Below are 16,831 nucleotides of genomic sequence, written 5' to 3'. Positions count from 1 at the left end.
GAATGGTTGATTAAGAAATAACGTTTGTTATAATGTAAGGCACTTCGTAAAATTACGTGCAATTCAACGCTTATGAAAGTCATTGAAAAAGCTGAGCGATTGGCAAGGTTAGGGGTTGATCCAGTAGTGTTAAACCATTACCGTGAACCCCATCGTTTTTATCATACCCTCGAACATATAGACGATTTATGGCAGCAATTAGAAAGTAAGGGTTATGGTGACAATGATGTATTATTGCTGGCTACAATTTTCCATGATATCATTTACGATCCGAGATCAGGCACAAATGAAGAAGATTCGGCGCAATATTTTAACGAAGTGTTTTCCGGGGATGGAGCGCTTAAGTCCCTGGTAACGGATATCATCCTTGATACCAAACATCACAAGCCGGGCTCGGCATTGTCAGAGATTTTCAGTGCAGCCGATCTTAATATCTTAAAACAGCCATTTGATAAACTGCTGATTTATGAGCAACAGATTTTTAAAGAGTTTCAGTTTGTCGATCATAAGATTTACCGTGAGAAGCGGGTGGATATTTTAAAGAGTCTGCGACAAAGCATTGATAATCCGGCCTTGGATTATTTAATAGCCTATGTAGAAAACTTTAAACCCCGTATAGCAGTATATCCGGGGAGCTTTAACCCATTCCACAAAGGACATTATAATATACTCCAAAAGGCCGAGCGGATTTTTGATAAGGTGATTATAGCCCGTGGTGTTAATCCGGGTAAAGATAAAGCCACATACGAATTGCCGGAAATATTAAGATACAGGCAAACTGAAACCTATGAAGGGTTACTCACCGAATTTGTAGATGGTTTGGGGTATAACGTTACTATTATCCGGGGATTACGAAATGGATCGGATTTACAGTACGAACTAAACCAATATCGATACCTGCAGGAATTAGGTGGCAAGAATATTAGTGTAACGGCAATTTTTTGCGATATGGAATTTGAACACATCTCAAGTACCGGGATCAGGCAATTGGAGAAGTATGGTAAGGCTGAAGATTATTTGATGTGAGAGTTGGTAAGCGATTGATTTTTAACAGTGAGTGGTTGATAGGGTTGGACTAAGTGAGTGATTGGGTTTAATCTTCAATAAACCGCGTTAGTGATAGGAGCGGATCCCACGCGTAAGGACTGCAGCCGTATGAGCGCGGGCCGAAGGTAACGCCATAATTGATTTCGGAGTTGGGATTTTTGATTTCGGATTTACTTGTGTCTGAACCGGAATTCAACAATTTGAAGAATTTATGAATTTGCCTGGTATTCTGTTAATTCTTTAATTCTAAAAATTCGAGTTCAGGCAATAACAACCACTCACTTAATCCAACTCAATCAACCACTCACCTAATCCAAAAACAAATCCATCCGCCCCCTTGCTTTTGCATAATTAATCACTATCTTTGCACCCACAATTAATAAAATAGTTAACGCTTTAATATTATTCAAGTAATGTATTTAGGTAAAGAAGCAAAGGCAGAGATCTTTGCAAAACACGGTAAATCAGCAGCTGACACAGGTTCGGCCGAAGGTCAGGTAGCTTTATTTACTACTCGTATTGCTCACTTAACAGGGCATTTGAAAAAAAACAAAAAGGATTTTTCAACTCAATTATCGCTACAAAAATTAGTAGGTAAACGTCGTGCGTTACTTGCTTACCTGTATAATAAAGACATTGAAAGGTACCGTGCTATCATCAAAGCTTTACAGCTAAGGGATATCATTAAGTAATTCTCTCCTTTTTTATTTAAAAGCCATCCCCATTTTAGGATGGCTTTTTTACTTTTGAAACATATATTTACACACATAAAATCCGATGCGCTCCCGAAGATGAAAAGTGCATCACAAACAAAAAAAGATGAGTTTAAACGTAATTAAAAAAGTTATTGATCTGGGCGACGGACGCACCATTGAGATCGAAACAGGTAAACTGGCCAAACAAGCGGATGGTTCGGTAGTGATAAAAATGGGTGACACCATGTTATTGGCTACTGTTGTATCATCGCCTGAGGCTAAAGAAGGAGTTGACTTCTTGCCATTATCTGTTGACTACCAGGAAAAATACGCTGCAACAGGCCGTATCCCGGGTGGTTTTTTACGCCGTGAGGCCCGTTTATCAGACTATGAGGTTTTGATCTCCCGTTTGGTTGACCGTGCTTTACGTCCATTATTCCCTGAAGATTATCACGCTGATACACAAGTGATGATCTCTTTAATATCTGCCGATAAAGATATTATGCCCGATGCATTGGCCGGTTTGGCAGCATCTGCAGCTTTATCTGTATCTGATATACCTTTTAACGGTCCAATCTCTGAGGTACGTGTTGCTAAAATTGACGGACAGTTAGTAATCAATCCTACATTAAGCCAGCTTGAAAATGCAACTTTAGAATTTATTGTTGCAGGTAGCGAGCATGATATCAACATGGTTGAGGGCGAATCAAAAGAAATTCAGGAAGCTGAATTGGTTGAAGCCATCAAGTTTGCCCACACTGCTATTAAACTTCAATGTTTAGCTCAAAAAGAACTGACCATTGAAGTTGGTAAAACCGAAAAACGTGTTTACAGTCATGAGCATAGCAATGAGGACTTGAAAAAAGCTATCTACGCTGCTACTTATGATCAGGTTTACGCCATTGCTTCTGCTGCATCTGCAAAAGAAGAGCGGAGTGCTAAATTTAAAGAAGTGCGTGACGCCTATATCGAAACCTTAGGTGAGATAGATGATATTACTAAAGGCCTTGCTAAAAAATATTACCACGATGTGGAGTATGATGCTATCCGTAACCTTGTGTTAGACGAAGGCAAACGTTTAGATGGTCGTACTACTACACAGATCCGCCCGATATGGAGCGAAGTTGGCTATTTACCATCTGCTCACGGTTCGGCGATATTTACCCGCGGCGAAACACAATCATTAACTACCGTTACCTTAGGTGCTAAGGATGACGAGCAAATGATTGATGGTGCGTTCATTAACGGTTACCAAAAATTCCTGTTACACTACAATTTCCCTGGTTTTTCAACCGGCGAAGTTAGGCCTAACAGGGGTGCCGGTCGCCGTGAAATTGGCCACGGTAACCTGGCTATGCGTTCATTGAAACAAGTATTGCCATCTGAAGATGAAAACCCATACACTATCCGTGTAGTTTCTGATATTTTGGAATCAAACGGTTCTTCTTCAATGGCTACAGTTTGTGCCGGTACACTGGCACTGATGGATGCAGGTGTTAAAATTAAAGAGCCTGTATCAGGTATCGCGATGGGTTTGATCACCAACGAAATGGGCACCAAATATGCTATCCTTTCTGATATCCTTGGTGATGAAGACCACTTGGGAGATATGGACTTTAAAGTAACCGGTACTAAAAACGGTATCGTTGCTGTACAGATGGACCTGAAGATCAATGGCCTTTCATACGAAGTATTAACCAACGCGTTAAACCAGGCTAAAGACGGCCGTTTACATATTCTTGGCGAAATGGCTAAAACCATTACCGAGGCACGTGCAGATTACAAACCACATGCTCCGCGTATCGTTACCATTAAAATCGACAAAGAATTTATTGGTGCAGTTATCGGGCCCGGTGGTAAAATCATCCAGGAAATGCAACGCGAAACTGGTGCTACCATCTCTATCGAGGAAAAAGACAACCAGGGTATCGTTCAGGTATTTGCTGATAACAAAGCATCTATCGACGCCGCTTTAGGCCGCATCCGCGCTATCGCTTCAAAACCAGAAGTGGGTGAAATTTACGAAGGTAAAGTAAAATCAATTATGCCTTTCGGTGCGTTTGTGGAAATTATGCCTGGTAAGGATGGTTTGCTGCACATATCTGAAATTGATCACCGCCGTATTGAAACTATGGATGGCATCTTCCAGATAGGCGACGAAGTAAGGGTTAAGCTGCTTGACGTAGATAAGCAAGGTAAACTGAAGCTATCACGTAAGGTTCTCTTACCTAAGCCCGAGCCAAAGCAAAATAATTAAGTGTTTTTATACAGTAGCAAAACCCTCTTTATGAGGGTTTTGCTATTTTGTTTTAATTTTTTTTATTTTTTTAAAACAAAAAGCGGATGTTTAAACTTATTAACTGTTAATACGTAGTTGATAAAACCATAATTCCGATCCTGTTTGATAAAAAAATGACCTCTGCTGCTAACGATCCTTTAGATTTCCTGAATAGCAATTCGGCTGGTATGCAGACGGGTACTCAGACGGATTTGGTTCAGCAGTTACTGTACGAAATAATAAGGGTGAAGGAAATCATTGTCTATTACGACTCCATCCCAAATGGAGGCGGACAACTGGGATCATCTATACTCAATGAGCTGGTTTCAGAAGCTTATCAGTCGCTGGTTAACTACGATACCGTACTGATGCGGAAATATTATGATTTATTGTTGAACTGCGATTAAGTCCGAACCCGGATTTGGGGAGGATTTCTTTTTGATTTCGCAGATAAAAAGTCATGTCATTGCGGGGGTACGAAGCAATCGCACGGAAGTATGGCCGCCCTGTATAGTATGCGATTGCCACGCTACGCTCGCAATGGCATACTTATTTTATCTCACAACAACAATATATCAATCTGGTGCGCATGCACCATCCCAACAACCGGCGACCATGCAAATACTGTAAAACGGCCGTCCTGAGAAGCTACCAGTGCTATGGCATCTTTTTGGTCGAAGACAAACTGTGCTGCCGCTAAATGCCTTGTACCGCCGTTTTGCGCCGGGTGGATCACCCGGGTTGAGCAACCGACGATAGGCTCGGTCACTACGATCTCTTCAATAGGTGAGCTTTTTGCTGCGCGGCCTATTTTGGCACCGAACGCCAGCAGTTCGTGTTTATCATTTATTAGCGTTGCACCGTCTATCGAGGTTAATCCGCCTATGGTATCAACCGCGCGGCGCATTTTTTCCTGCCATGAGGTGTGGTAACGGTCGATCCCTTCGTGGATCATCAAATCGGTAAGACCCGAAAACGGAGGGTCGACAGGGTAGGAGATCGGGGTAATGATAGATTCGCGCCATTCTTCGTTTCCGGAGGGCACAACTAATAATATGCCGCCACGTTTGTGGGCTTGCATGGAGGTAGCCAGCTGAACTAATACGTTTACCGGATCGTTCCATAGGGATGGTAAAGTAAAATCAAGCATGGCCGAAAGTACATTAGGGCAATCAGAAATGCTGGAGCCGTGCTCGTCAACTACTTTAATATCGTCGCCTTTTAATATGGCTATGTTTACAAATTTGCCAAAGCCCTCTATACGGCGATGTTTGATCACTAATAATCCGGGTTCAATTACTTCCAGCACAAAACAGTAAGCCGGGATAGCCAGGGTGGTTCCCCAGATGTATAGTTCATCATCTTCTATCCAGATGCCCAAATGGATGCCCGGCTGTTGTACCGCCGAAGCAAATTTGGTGAGGATATTAGGCGCGAGTTTAATTTTACCGCCAAACAACAACGGCTGACCGGCGGCTTCGGGCGGCAAAAAAGCAAGCGTGAATTTTGGTGAAAATCCCTCTTCCCGGCGCAAGCTTGCCCAAAACGAGATATCGATAAGTGATTCGATAGTGGTGCAGCTGGGGGTAGGAGCAAGGTCTATCTCATCGTTATCGGCGAGGGCTTTGGCGTGAAAATGCCTGAAATGCCTTTCGATAATGGTTGCTACTTTACCGGCTGCTTTATATGTAGGTCCTGAACTCAAAGTTTTGGTGGTGTCTTTCATTTAAATACTTATCTCAAAAGTAAAGCTAAAAAAACATGCTAACAAACTAACGCATCAATATTGCAATTGGATGAGCCGGTCTCATCCCAAACTCTCTCCCAAAGAGAGGATTAGGTACGCCGTTTGTCAACCGTTTATCATACTCATTATCAATTATCTTCCTAAAGTCAGTTGTTGATCCGGGTCAATTTTTTTTGAAACTATTGTAGCAATTTTGCAGCCGGAAACGATAATGTAATCATGAAACTCATATCACTCACCCTGCCGGATACCACACCACTGCAGGTATCAGCCCTTTTAAATCTCGGGTTAACTTACGTACAACAAGGTTTCAATAAAGTTTTTCATAAAGCAGTGCGAAACAATCAGCCCTGCGGCGAGCTTCAGCCATGTATGTAAGCTGCATTTAATTGCAGATAACGGCAGCCGCACTTATAAATTATAGCTAAATTTGCGCTTAATTATTAAGTATGGATCAGCTAACGGCTGCGGGCAAATCAAAAATGCGGATTGCCAACAGTGTCTTCTTCTTTGTTTCGGGCTTTGGGTATTCTTCATGGGCCTCGCGTATTCCATCCATAAAACATCAGCTTAATTTAAATGAAGCCCAGTTAGGGGTTGTGCTGTTTGCCATGCCTGTTGGCCTGATGCTTACCATGCCTTTAACGGCCAAAATGATCAAGCATTTCAGCAGCCGTATAATGATGTTGATAGGTGCGCTGGCCTTTAGCCTGGTGCTTTGCCTCCCCGGTTTTGCAGCTTATATGTGGCAACTGATAGTAGTTTTATTTTTTGTTGGCTCAACCCGTAATATATTAGGTTTATCTATGAACTCGCAGGCCGTGGGGATCCAGGCTTTGTATGATAAATCGATCATGGTAACATTTCATGGCATCTGGAGCCTGGCCGGTTTTGGCGGCGCTGCTGTCGGCTATTTAATGGTATTATTTAACGTGGCTCCTTCATATCATTTATTAGGTGTGGGAGTTGCGATGCTGATCCTCTCGGTAATATTTTATCCCTCAACATATGACTATCAGCCTGCCGAAACACCCAATAAATCGGTGTTTTCCATGCCCGATAAACACTTGCTTAAATTTTCTTTAATATGTTTCGCCTCTATGGCCTGCGAAAACACGCTGTACGATTGGAGCGGTGTTTATTTTGAAAAGGTAGTCCATGCCACCAAATCATTCGCTGAGGCCGGCTTTGTAGTTTACATGGTTACCATGACCATTGGCCGCTTCGCGGGCGATAGGGTAGTATCGGCCATTGGTATAAAAAAGGTGTTAACTTATAGCAGCTCGCTGGTTTTGGCCGGTTTGCTGGTATCTGTGTTTTTACCATATACTTTAACCGTTTATTTGGGCTACGCCATGATAGGCATGGGGGTGTCATGTATAGTGCCGCTTATATTTAGCATGGCCGGTAAATCAAAAACAATGAACAGCAGCCAGGCCCTGGCCGCCATATCAACAGTTGGTTATCTGGGTTTTGTTATAGTACCGCCGATAGTTGGTTTTATTGCCCAGGCAGCCAACCTGCAAATAGCTTTTTTTGTTGTTGCCGCCTTTGCTGCCATGATGATATGGCTGGTGCGTAAAATTGAAGATGAGCCCGTGGTATCATAGTTTTGTCAAATAAGCTGCTTAGTATTTACGCCAGTCCCGTTTTAGCTTATAATTGTGTCATCAAATCCACTGGTTTGATATAACATCTGCAAAAAATGAGCACAAACATTACCGAAACCAGCATACAGCCGTCAACAGAATTATTTATCAAAATGGTAGTCTCCAACTGGGAACTGCAAAACAGTCGCCTAAACGGTTTACTCGATAAGTTAACTGACGAAGCTCTTGCTGCCGAAACTGCTCCCGGCCGAAACAGCGGTATTTACCTGCTGGGTCATCTTACTGCTGTTAGCGACGGAATGTTTACCTATTTAGGTTTGGGCGAAAGGCTCTATCCCCAGCTGGATCAAATTTTTGTTAAAAGTCCTGAAAATTCTGGGTTGGAGAAACCGTTACTGGCTGAGCTGAAACAGTATTGGGCTAAAGTAAATGAGGTTTTAACCGAAAGAATGAATGCCATGCAGCCCGAAGACTGGTTTAAGCCGCATAGCGCCATCGCGGCAGATGATTTTGCAAAAGAGCCGCACCGTAACAGATTAAATATCCTGATTAATCGTACTATACACCAGGGCTATCATATTGGGCAATTGGTTTACCTGGTAAAGAAATAAGCGTTTACCGACCAGATTTGACTCAAAAGGTTTAATCCATGACAATTGGATGAAACGTTTTTTACAAAGGGATGGTAAATAATCCTTAAAACCGTTATACTTTTGCTTAACACTGTTAAATGATTTAATAGTGTAATCAAAATGGCAAGTAAAGAACGAATTCAGCGCTTAAAAGAGGAAACCCGGGTTAATATCCTGGATGCCGCGCTCCACATAGTTAAACATGAAGGCTGGCAAGCTTTAAGCATGCGTAAGATTGCCGATGTAATTGAGTACACCGCGCCCATTATATATGAATACTTTGCAAATAAGGATGCTATATTAATGGAACTTACCCGCAAAGGCTATTTGATATTAGCAAAGGATATGGAGGAAGCCAAAGAAAAGCACCGCCTGCCCGAAAAGCAATTGGAGGCCATGTGGCTTGCTTACTGGAACTTTGCTTTTGACAATAAGGAACTTTACCAGGTTATGTTTGGCGTACAGATGAACTGTTGCTGCGAAATGGTAAAATCAATGCCCGAAGCCCAGCTCCCTACCACTATGGTTAGCGAGGCTATTATGCAACTGATGGATATAAAGGATATCAATGACGAAATGATCTGCACCAAATACTATACCTTTTGGTCGGTTGTACACGGGTTGGTATCCATTAACTTACTGAGCAGGGGATTCTCTGACGAAGTTAACCGCCAGGTTTTGAAAGATACCATAGGCGGTATCATCAGGTCGATGAAAGATTAATTCTCTCTGCGACTTGAAAACTACACTGTTAAATTACCTTACAGTGTTAGGCAATTGTTAAGCACTTTTTAAAACAAACTCTTAATACAATGAAAAAGCTCACTCACAACCCTCGCAATCTATTTAACAGTGTTAAACGATTTAACGGTGTTGTAACATCTAATTTATGTAACTGCTGTAATTAGCGTACATCGTTTCGGTATATCGTCATGAAAAATCATGAAAATAACGATATAAGGCATTGGAAATTAAACATTATAAATATAAGTAGTTGATAATCAGTTATATTATATAACTGGCATCTCAATTGAAAATGATCGGCAACAATAAAACAATGAAAACAATCAAATCATCATATATCACAAGCCCAACGGCTTTTTCTAATCCTATTCATTCACCACTCTTAAAATCATCACTCATGAAAACACTCCTTTTAGCAGCAGTTGCAGCTTTAACATTATACGGATGTTCATCTGCACCGCAGGCTCCAACAGCACCTCCACCACCGGCCTTACCGGTTGCTTCTATAGTATCAGGTACCGAAACTACTTATCAGGAATATCCTGCTTCCATTGAAGGTGCCGTTAACGTAGAGATCAGGCCACAGGTAAGCGGTACTTTAGATAAAGTATTTGTTGACGAAGGCGCTTTCGTATCTGCCGGTCAGCCAATATTTAAAATTAACGAACAACCATACCGGGCGGCTTTAAATAACGCGTTAGCAAGCTTACACGCCGCTGAAGCAGCACATGTAAATGCGCAACTGGAAGTTGAAAAATTAACTCCGCTTGTGGCAAATAAAGTAGTTTCTGACTATCAGCTAAAAACAGCTAAGGCGGCGGCTGATGTAGCGAAAGCCAATATCGAATCGGCTAAAGCTAACGTAGCTACCGCGCAGATCAATTTGGGTTACACCTTAATAAAAGCTCCTGTAAGCGGTTATATCGGTCTGCTTGCTAAGAAACAAGGTAGCCTTGTTGCTCCTGCGGATGTTGCTCCACTAACTCAATTATCAGATGTTCATGATGTACACGTTTACTTTTCATTGGGCGAAAAAGATTTTGTTGCCTTTAAAGAACAATATCCCGGCGCTAACCTGAAAGATAAATTGAAAAATGTACCATCAGTATCATTATTGTTAGCTGATAATACAGAATATGCTAAACAAGGTAAAATTGATATTGTAGACGGTCAGTTTGATAAAAACACCGGCGCTATCACTTTAAGGGCAAATTTCTCAAACCCTGACGGTCTTTTACGCTCTGGTAATACCGGCAAGATCCGTTTAAGCCTGAGCCATAAAGATGCTTTGATCGTTCCGGAAGCTTCAACTATCGAAATGCAGGATAAAGTATTTGTATTTGTAGTTGGCGATAGCAGCAAAGTGAAAAAACAACCTATCGACATAATTGGTAAATCAGGCGATCACTACCTGGTTAAAGATAAAGAAGCCATTAAAGCCGGCGACCAGATCGTGTTAGAGGGCATTGATAAATTACAGGAAGGCATGGTTATCCAGCCTCAAAAAGCTGCAGATAAAGTAGCCGCTGTAGTTAAGAAATAATACATACACTTAAACTTTAAAGTCATGTTTCAGAAATTTATAGAAAGACCGGTACTCTCAACTGTTATCTCCATATTGCTGGTGATAGTGGGTGTGCTTGGTTTAACAAAACTGCCCTTAGAGCGGTTTCCTAATATTGCCCCTCCGTCAGTATTAGTATCAGCCGTGTATCCGGGCGCCAATGCCGAAACTATTTTACGTTCCGTTACGCCTTCGTTAGAAGAAGCGATTAACGGGGTGGAAAATATGACCTATATGACCTCTACCGCCAGTAATGACGGTACATTAGGTATTACCGTTTACTTTAAACAGGGTACCAATCCCGATCAGGCAGCGGTAAACGTTCAAAACCGTGTTTCACAGGCTTCAAGCCAGTTACCAGCCGAGGTTTTGCAATATGGTATTACAACTACCAAACAGCAAAACAGCTTTATCGGTGCTATGGCCATCTACTCTGAAGACCCCAAAAAATACGATCAAACCTTTGTAGCCAACTATGCGCAGATCAATATCGTTCCGGAAATTAAACGTATCCCGGGTGTAGGTTCTGCCAGTATTTTTGGTGGTATTAAGGATTATTCAATGCGTGTTTGGTTAAATCCTACCCAAATGGCAACTTACAATGTTACACCGGCCGAAGTAACCGCAGCTATACAGGATAAAAACCTTGAAGCAGCACCAGGTAAATTTGGCGAGCGCAGCAACGAAGCATTTGAGTATGTAATTAAATATAAAGGTAAACTTACCAAACCAGAGGAGTACCAGAACATCGCCATCCGTGCTAATGCAGATGGTTCTGTATTGCGTTTGAAAGACGTAGCACGTGTTGAACTGGGTGCTTATTCATACAATAGTGTTAGTAACCTGAACGGCCACGATGGTATTATCATCGGTATTATCCAATTGTCAGGTTCAAACGCCAACGAAATTCAGATAGCGATTGATAACCTGATGGTGAAACTATCAAAAGATTTCCCTGTTGGTATCAAATACAATCAGTTCTACCGTACTAAAACCGACCTTGATGAGTCTATCAACCAGGTTGAGCATACCTTGGTTGAAGCCTTCATCCTTGTGTTTATCGTGGTATTCGTCTTTCTACAGGATTTCAGGTCAACGTTGATCCCGGCGATAGCGGTTCCGGTTGCCATTATCGGTACGTTCTTCTTTATGAACCTTTTCGGTTTCTCAGTTAACTTGTTAACGCTGTTCGCATTGGTATTGGCCATCGGTATTGTGGTGGATGATGCCATTGTGGTGGTGGAGGCGGTGCATGCCAAAATGGAGCATGACCCAAGTCTTACACCTAAAGCGGCAACTACTGAGGCTATGCACGAAATTACAGGTGCAATTATATCCATTACCCTGGTTATGGCTGCGGTATTTTTACCGGTGAGTTTCATGACAGGCTCAACTGGTATCTTCTATCGCCAGTTTGCCTTAACTATGGCTATATCTATCATTATATCGGCTGTTAACGCGTTAACTTTAAGTCCGGCTTTGGCTGCGCTATTCTTAAAGAATAAACATAGCGGAAACGGTCATGACGCACCTAAGAAAAGCTTTGTAGAGAAATTTTACGCGGGCTTTAATGGCGGCTTCAATTATATGACCAACAGGTATGTTGGCGGCTTGAAAGTTCTGATCCGTAATAAATGGATCAGTATGGCCGGCCTTGCCTTAGTAGTTGTTGCTACAGTTTACATGGTAAACAAAACCAAAACAGGCTTTATTCCTACTGAGGACCAGGGCTTTGTGGCTATAGCAGTAAATACACCATCAGGTACTTCATTAGCAGGAACTAACAAAACCTTTAAACTGGCTGAAGATCAGTTGAAAACATTGCCGTCAGCACGATTTGTTACCGCGCTTTCTGGTTTTAACTTCTTAACACAGTCAAGCAGCCCATCAGCAGGTGTTATCTTCCTGTTGTTAAAACCTACTGACGAAAGGGGCGAGGTTAAAAATATTGATGCTATCCAGAATATTGTTAGGGGCAAATTAGCAGGCATACCAGGTGGTACGTTCTTCGTGTTCAGTTTCCCAACCGTTCCTGGTTTCAGCAATGTGGAAGCGCTTGACGTAATGCTGCAGGATAAAACCAACGGCAGGCTGGATAAATTTAGCGGCGTTGCCAATAACTTTATCATGAAGCTGATGCAAAAGCCGGCTGTTGCTTTCGCCTTTACTTCATACAAAGCTGATTATCCCCAGTTACAATTAGAGGTTGATGACGAAAAAGCCAACCAGTTGGGTGTAAGTGTTAAAGACATCCTGTCAACCATGCAGGCTTACTTTGGTACCGCACAGGCATCAGACTTTAACCGCTTTGGTAAATACTACCGTGTGGTTGTTCAGGCCGATATTGCAGACAGGACAGATCCATCTGCAATTGACCGTGTATTTGTTAAAAACAAATCGGGCGAAAATGTGCCGATCAACACCCTGGTTAAATTAACCCGTGTGTATGGCTCAGAAACTGCTTCACGTTATAACCTCTTCAACTCTATCGAAATCAATGCTATCCCTAAACCGGGCTACAGCTCTGGTGATGCCATTAAAGCGATTGAGGAAACAGCTAAGGAGCAATTGCCGCAAGGTTTTGCCTATGAGTTTACCGGCCAAACCCGCGAGGAGATTTCTTCAAGTGGTCAGTCGACTGTGATCTTCCTGTTATGTTTGGTGTTTGTATACTTCCTGCTGTCTGCACAGTATGAAAGTTATATCCTGCCATTGGCGGTAATACTTTCAATACCTACAGGTTTATTCGGGGTATTCATTGTGTTAGGCTTAACCGGTATCGAAAACAACATCTATGTACAGGTTGCGCTGATCATGCTCATCGGCTTGCTGGCCAAGAACGCCATCCTGATCGTAGAGTTCGCGGTACAACGGCGAAGGGCAGGGCATGGGCTGGTTCAGTCGGCTATCGAAGCGGCTCAGCTCCGTATTCGTCCAATCATCATGACCTCCATGGCCTTCGTATTCGGTTTATTCCCGATGAGTATCGCAACCGGTCCATCTGCACAGGGTAACCACTCTATCAGTATTGGTGCAGCAGGCGGGATGGTTTCAGGCGTACTGTTAGGTTTGTTTATCATACCCGTACTATACGTGATATTCCAGGGCTTGCAGGAACGCATTAGTGGCAAACCTAAGCCGCTTGCCGCTGCCGGCGACCATGGTAAAGATGCTGTAGTTTTAGAAAACGAATATTCAGCTTAATCAATCAAACATCAACTAAAACTATCACGGCCTTTAAAATCCGTGATAGTTTAAAAAAGATATAACAATGAAAAATATAATAGGCAGTTTGGCTTTAGCACTGGTAGTGCTGGCAGGCTGTAAAGTTTCAAAAGATGTTGCTACGCCAAAGGACGCGCAACCTGAAGCTTTCAGGAACGCGGTTACCACCGGCGATACCAGCAGCATTGCCGACTTGCAATGGAAAAACTTTTTTACCGATGCTGCTCTTCAAAATCTGATTGACAGTGCCATCGTTAAAAATTACGATATGCAGGTGGCCGTAAAAAATATCGAAGCTGCGCAATTGCAGTTTAAACAAGTTAAATGGAACTATGTACCATCTGTTGGTTTAAATGTTACGGCAAGCAGCAACCGTCCATCTGATAACAGTGTTACCGGGCTAAGCATTAAACAGTTTAACATTGGTACAAAACATGTTGAAGATTACAACGCCAACCTTTCACTTTCATGGGAGGCTGATATCTGGGGTAAAATTCGCAGTCAAAACCGTGAAGCTTTGGCCCAGTACCTGCAAACTAACGAAGCTAAAAGGGCTATCCAAACCAACATCGTATCAAGTGTATCACAAGGTTACTATAACTTGCTGATGCTCGACGAGCAACTGGAGATAGCTAAGAAGAACGTAAAACTGAATGACAGTACATTGCGCATCATCAAATTGCAGTACGATGCCGGCCAGGTGACACTTTTAGGTGTTCAGCAGGCACAGGCCCAGTTAGAAGCTGCCGCGCAATTGGTTCCTCAGTTTGAACGCGATATCAATGTTCAGGAGAATGGCTTGAGCATATTGGCAGGCAGATTACCTGACGCCATTGAACGTAGCGCTAAACTTAATGATATTACTTTCCCCGAAACACTTTCGGCAGGTGTACCATCAGCAATGGTGAGCCGCAGGCCCGATGTACGCAGTTCGGAGTTGGCTTTAAATATAGCTAACGCGAGGGTTGGTATCGCTAAAGCCCAGCTTTACCCCTCATTAACTATAACCGGTCAGGGTGGTTTAAACTCATTTAAATCAAGCAACTGGTTTAATATTCCGGCTTCATTATTTGGTACTGTTGCCGGTGGTATTGCTCAGCCTTTGTTGCAACACAAACAATTGCGTACTCAATACGAAGTTGCCAAAGTTGACCGCGAAAAAACAGTGATCCAATTCCGTCAGGCTGTATTAAATGCAGTAGGAGAGGTATCTGACGCTTTGGTAAGGCTCCAAAAGCTTAAAGAGCAACAAACAATCGCAGCTAACCGCGTTAAAACATTGCAACAAGCTACAAGCAATGCGAGCATGTTGTTTAAAAACGGGCTTGCTACCTATCTTGAGGTGATTACTGCGCAAGGTAATGTATTGCAAGGTGAGCTTGAATTAGCATCTATTAAAATGGCTCAACTTAGTGCCAACGCTGAGCTTTATCGCTCATTAGGCGGCGGCTGGAAATAAGCTTTATCTACCCCCGTGAAAACGGAAAACGGCTGATCAGAAATCCTGATCGGCCGTTTTGCATGTTAGGGATATGCTTTTCCCTGCGTTTTATTGCGCCGCCCTTTTTTTTACTGATGTTATATATTCATTTATAATCAGCAACAAAAAAGGCAGCAGCAAACCTGTCAGTAAAGCAAAAAAATATACTAATAATGATTTGGAGATCATTGATTCCCGCGTGTGCCACGTTTCATTTATAATGAGCCTTGGCCCGGGATTTTGCCTGCCTGAGCCATGTAACAGCGTGTTATACTGTTGTTGCTTGCTTTCAATTACAGCGTTTATTTGGGCGATAGAATCATTCAATTGCAGCGATAAAAATGATGCTATTGATTTTGAATCTTTTGGCTGGTCGATATCTTTTGGTTGCACACTATGTTGAGATTGCTTAACATCTTTGGGTTGATCAATGTACTTAAGTTGGCGGACATCTTTAATTTGATGAGCATTTCTGATTTTCTGTTCTTTTACCGTTATGCTGTTAACAAGTGCTTTTTTTATTGAATTAAGTTCGAGTTTGAAAGCGTAAACACTTGCATCAGCATTGTCCGAATCCTGCATTACCCGCTGTTTATTGAGTTGCGCTTTATTAAAATCCTGTATGAGTGCTTCGATACGGTAATCGCCAACCTGATGATTATCCGGTATGATAACAAAAACATCATTAGGTTTCAAGGCGTATGTTTTAACGGCAGTAAGTGCATTTAAGCCGGCTCTTTCTTTTTCAGTCAATGCAGTCTTCACCGTCACCAGTATCGGTACGGCTCTCGGCTTTGGCATTTGCCTTGGTTTTTTGATGTTGTTCAGTATGGCTTGCTGCTCGTGATATTTATCTGCCATTGCTTTATAGTAGGTTATACTATCGTTTAATTTAAGAAGCAATGCAGTATCAACTGCCGGTTTAGTGTTTGAACTGGGCTTGGCATATTGGGCATTGATAATTTCTACAAGCTTATTCAAAAAATCATGCCCCTTTTGAGCATTATTCGCGTTTATGCTCAATTCAAAATTGCTATCGCTCAAAATTTTCGCACGCATACTATTGCTAAATTGTTCAGTTAAATCGGCGGAGGAAGTGAGTTTTACAATCAGCGGTAGTTGTATGGGTTTAAAGGCAGGCCCTTTTATTATGGTATAGCGTAAAGATCCGTGTTTAATCGGGTGGTATAGAGGTACATCTGTGAGTACATTATTCTGATCAATCCTGCAAACGTTGCCATTAATTAAATTGATGGTGATCTCAACAGGAGAAGTATAGAAGTTGCTCTTTCCAGGTATAAGCTTGATGGGTAATGAATCCCCGTAAATCTCTTTTGTTGTAAAAATTCCCTTATGATAATAACTAACCTGGAGCCCTAACGCGTTGACCGCTTTTTCTATCGTGGTTTCAGAGCGCAGCTCCTTAATTGCTGTCGTTAGTAATTCCCAATCGCCGGAAGCAGCCAACTCTATGCTCACTTTGTATTTAGAAGATGAAAAAAGTAAATAAACTGAAGCTGCTAAAACAACAACTACTACCGAAGCGATAACGAAATATCTGTTGCGGAATAACAGGCCAGAAATATTCCTTCCCGCCCTTTTGATGCGAGCCTGGTTCATAGGATGCAATACTTGTGCTGATGTAAATTGCTGTAATTTAGTAATTTGCAATTTATCCAGAACGCTCGTTTTGTGATTGTTCTTCGCGCTGTGGTAATTTTAGTAACGCTTTACATGTTGTTATAGCTAAACTCACAATCGTATCTCAAAAATTGTGAAGCAATTTATACAACTCCCGGAACCCATTGA

The 16,831-nt window shown here is 42.1% G+C and carries 13 protein-coding genes; 11 read left to right on the top strand and 2 right to left on the bottom strand.

Annotated features, from left to right (window positions below):
- Nucleotides 1-72: 72 nt before the first annotated feature.
- From ABIC84_RS14300 to ABIC84_RS14285, 4 genes are all read left to right on the top strand, one after another.
- A complete protein-coding gene (locus tag ABIC84_RS14300) occupies nt 73-1,026 on the top strand; it encodes an adenylyltransferase/cytidyltransferase family protein (RefSeq protein ID WP_429263954.1) in 954 nt (317 codons plus the stop codon).
- A gap of 434 nt (nt 1,027-1,460) precedes the next feature.
- Nucleotides 1,461-1,739 carry a 30S ribosomal protein S15 gene (rpsO, locus tag ABIC84_RS14295; RefSeq protein WP_090524765.1) on the top strand — a complete coding sequence of 93 codons (279 nt, stop codon included), beginning with the start codon at nt 1,461-1,463 and terminating at the stop codon, nt 1,737-1,739.
- A 127-nt stretch (nt 1,740-1,866) separates the two neighbouring features.
- A complete protein-coding gene (pnp, locus tag ABIC84_RS14290) occupies nt 1,867-3,999 on the top strand; it encodes a polyribonucleotide nucleotidyltransferase (RefSeq protein ID WP_091168327.1) in 2,133 nt (710 codons plus the stop codon).
- Nucleotides 4,000-4,154: 155 nt separating this feature from the next.
- Entirely contained in the window at nt 4,155-4,427 is a 273-nt protein-coding gene (locus ABIC84_RS14285) for a hypothetical protein (protein ID WP_426589028.1), read from the top strand.
- A 152-nt stretch (nt 4,428-4,579) separates the two neighbouring features.
- On the opposite strand, the gene ABIC84_RS14280 is transcribed toward ABIC84_RS14285, so the two are convergent.
- The gene (locus ABIC84_RS14280) at nt 4,580-5,746 is read right to left on the bottom strand and encodes a putative sensor domain DACNV-containing protein (RefSeq protein ID WP_426589026.1); all 1,167 of its coding nucleotides are present in this window, start codon (nt 5,744-5,746) and stop codon (nt 4,580-4,582) included.
- A 240-nt stretch (nt 5,747-5,986) separates the two neighbouring features.
- Here ABIC84_RS14280 and ABIC84_RS14275 point away from each other — a divergent pair, with 240 nt between their 5' ends.
- The 7 genes from ABIC84_RS14275 (at nt 5,987) to ABIC84_RS14245 (ending at nt 15,001) form a co-directional block, all read left to right on the top strand.
- Nucleotides 5,987-6,145, top strand: a complete 159-nt coding sequence (locus ABIC84_RS14275) for a hypothetical protein (RefSeq protein WP_429263953.1) — start codon at nt 5,987-5,989, stop codon at nt 6,143-6,145.
- Nucleotides 6,146-6,216: 71 nt separating this feature from the next.
- Nucleotides 6,217-7,377, top strand: a complete 1,161-nt coding sequence (locus ABIC84_RS14270) for an MFS transporter (RefSeq protein WP_090524771.1) — start codon at nt 6,217-6,219, stop codon at nt 7,375-7,377.
- A 95-nt stretch (nt 7,378-7,472) separates the two neighbouring features.
- Entirely contained in the window at nt 7,473-7,988 is a 516-nt protein-coding gene (locus ABIC84_RS14265; RefSeq protein WP_429263952.1) for a DinB family protein, read from the top strand.
- 141 nt (nt 7,989-8,129) lie between these two features.
- A complete protein-coding gene (locus ABIC84_RS14260) occupies nt 8,130-8,732 on the top strand; it encodes a TetR/AcrR family transcriptional regulator (protein WP_090524775.1) in 603 nt (200 codons plus the stop codon).
- A 418-nt stretch (nt 8,733-9,150) separates the two neighbouring features.
- On the top strand, nt 9,151-10,296 hold the full coding sequence (locus ABIC84_RS14255; RefSeq protein WP_112655393.1) for an efflux RND transporter periplasmic adaptor subunit: 1,146 nt from the start codon (nt 9,151-9,153) through the stop codon (nt 10,294-10,296).
- Between the two features lie 24 nt (nt 10,297-10,320).
- Nucleotides 10,321-13,521, top strand: coding sequence for an efflux RND transporter permease subunit (locus ABIC84_RS14250; protein ID WP_429263951.1), 3,201 nt, complete (start codon nt 10,321-10,323; stop codon nt 13,519-13,521).
- 67 nt (nt 13,522-13,588) lie between these two features.
- Entirely contained in the window at nt 13,589-15,001 is a 1,413-nt protein-coding gene (locus tag ABIC84_RS14245; RefSeq protein WP_429263950.1) for an efflux transporter outer membrane subunit, read from the top strand.
- Nucleotides 15,002-15,091: 90 nt separating this feature from the next.
- Here the strand turns inward: ABIC84_RS14245 and ABIC84_RS14240 are convergent, their stop codons facing one another.
- Nucleotides 15,092-16,642 carry a hypothetical protein gene (locus ABIC84_RS14240; RefSeq protein ID WP_429263949.1) on the bottom strand — a complete coding sequence of 517 codons (1,551 nt, stop codon included), beginning with the start codon at nt 16,640-16,642 and terminating at the stop codon, nt 15,092-15,094.
- Nucleotides 16,643-16,831 lie beyond the last annotated feature (189 nt).

Origin of the sequence: Mucilaginibacter sp. 3215, from assembly GCF_050433785.1 — a bacterium.
Lineage (GTDB): Bacteria > Bacteroidota > Bacteroidia > Sphingobacteriales > Sphingobacteriaceae > Mucilaginibacter.
The sequence above is the reverse complement of the archived record's forward strand: the minus strand, read 5'-3'. Positions and strand labels throughout refer to the sequence as shown.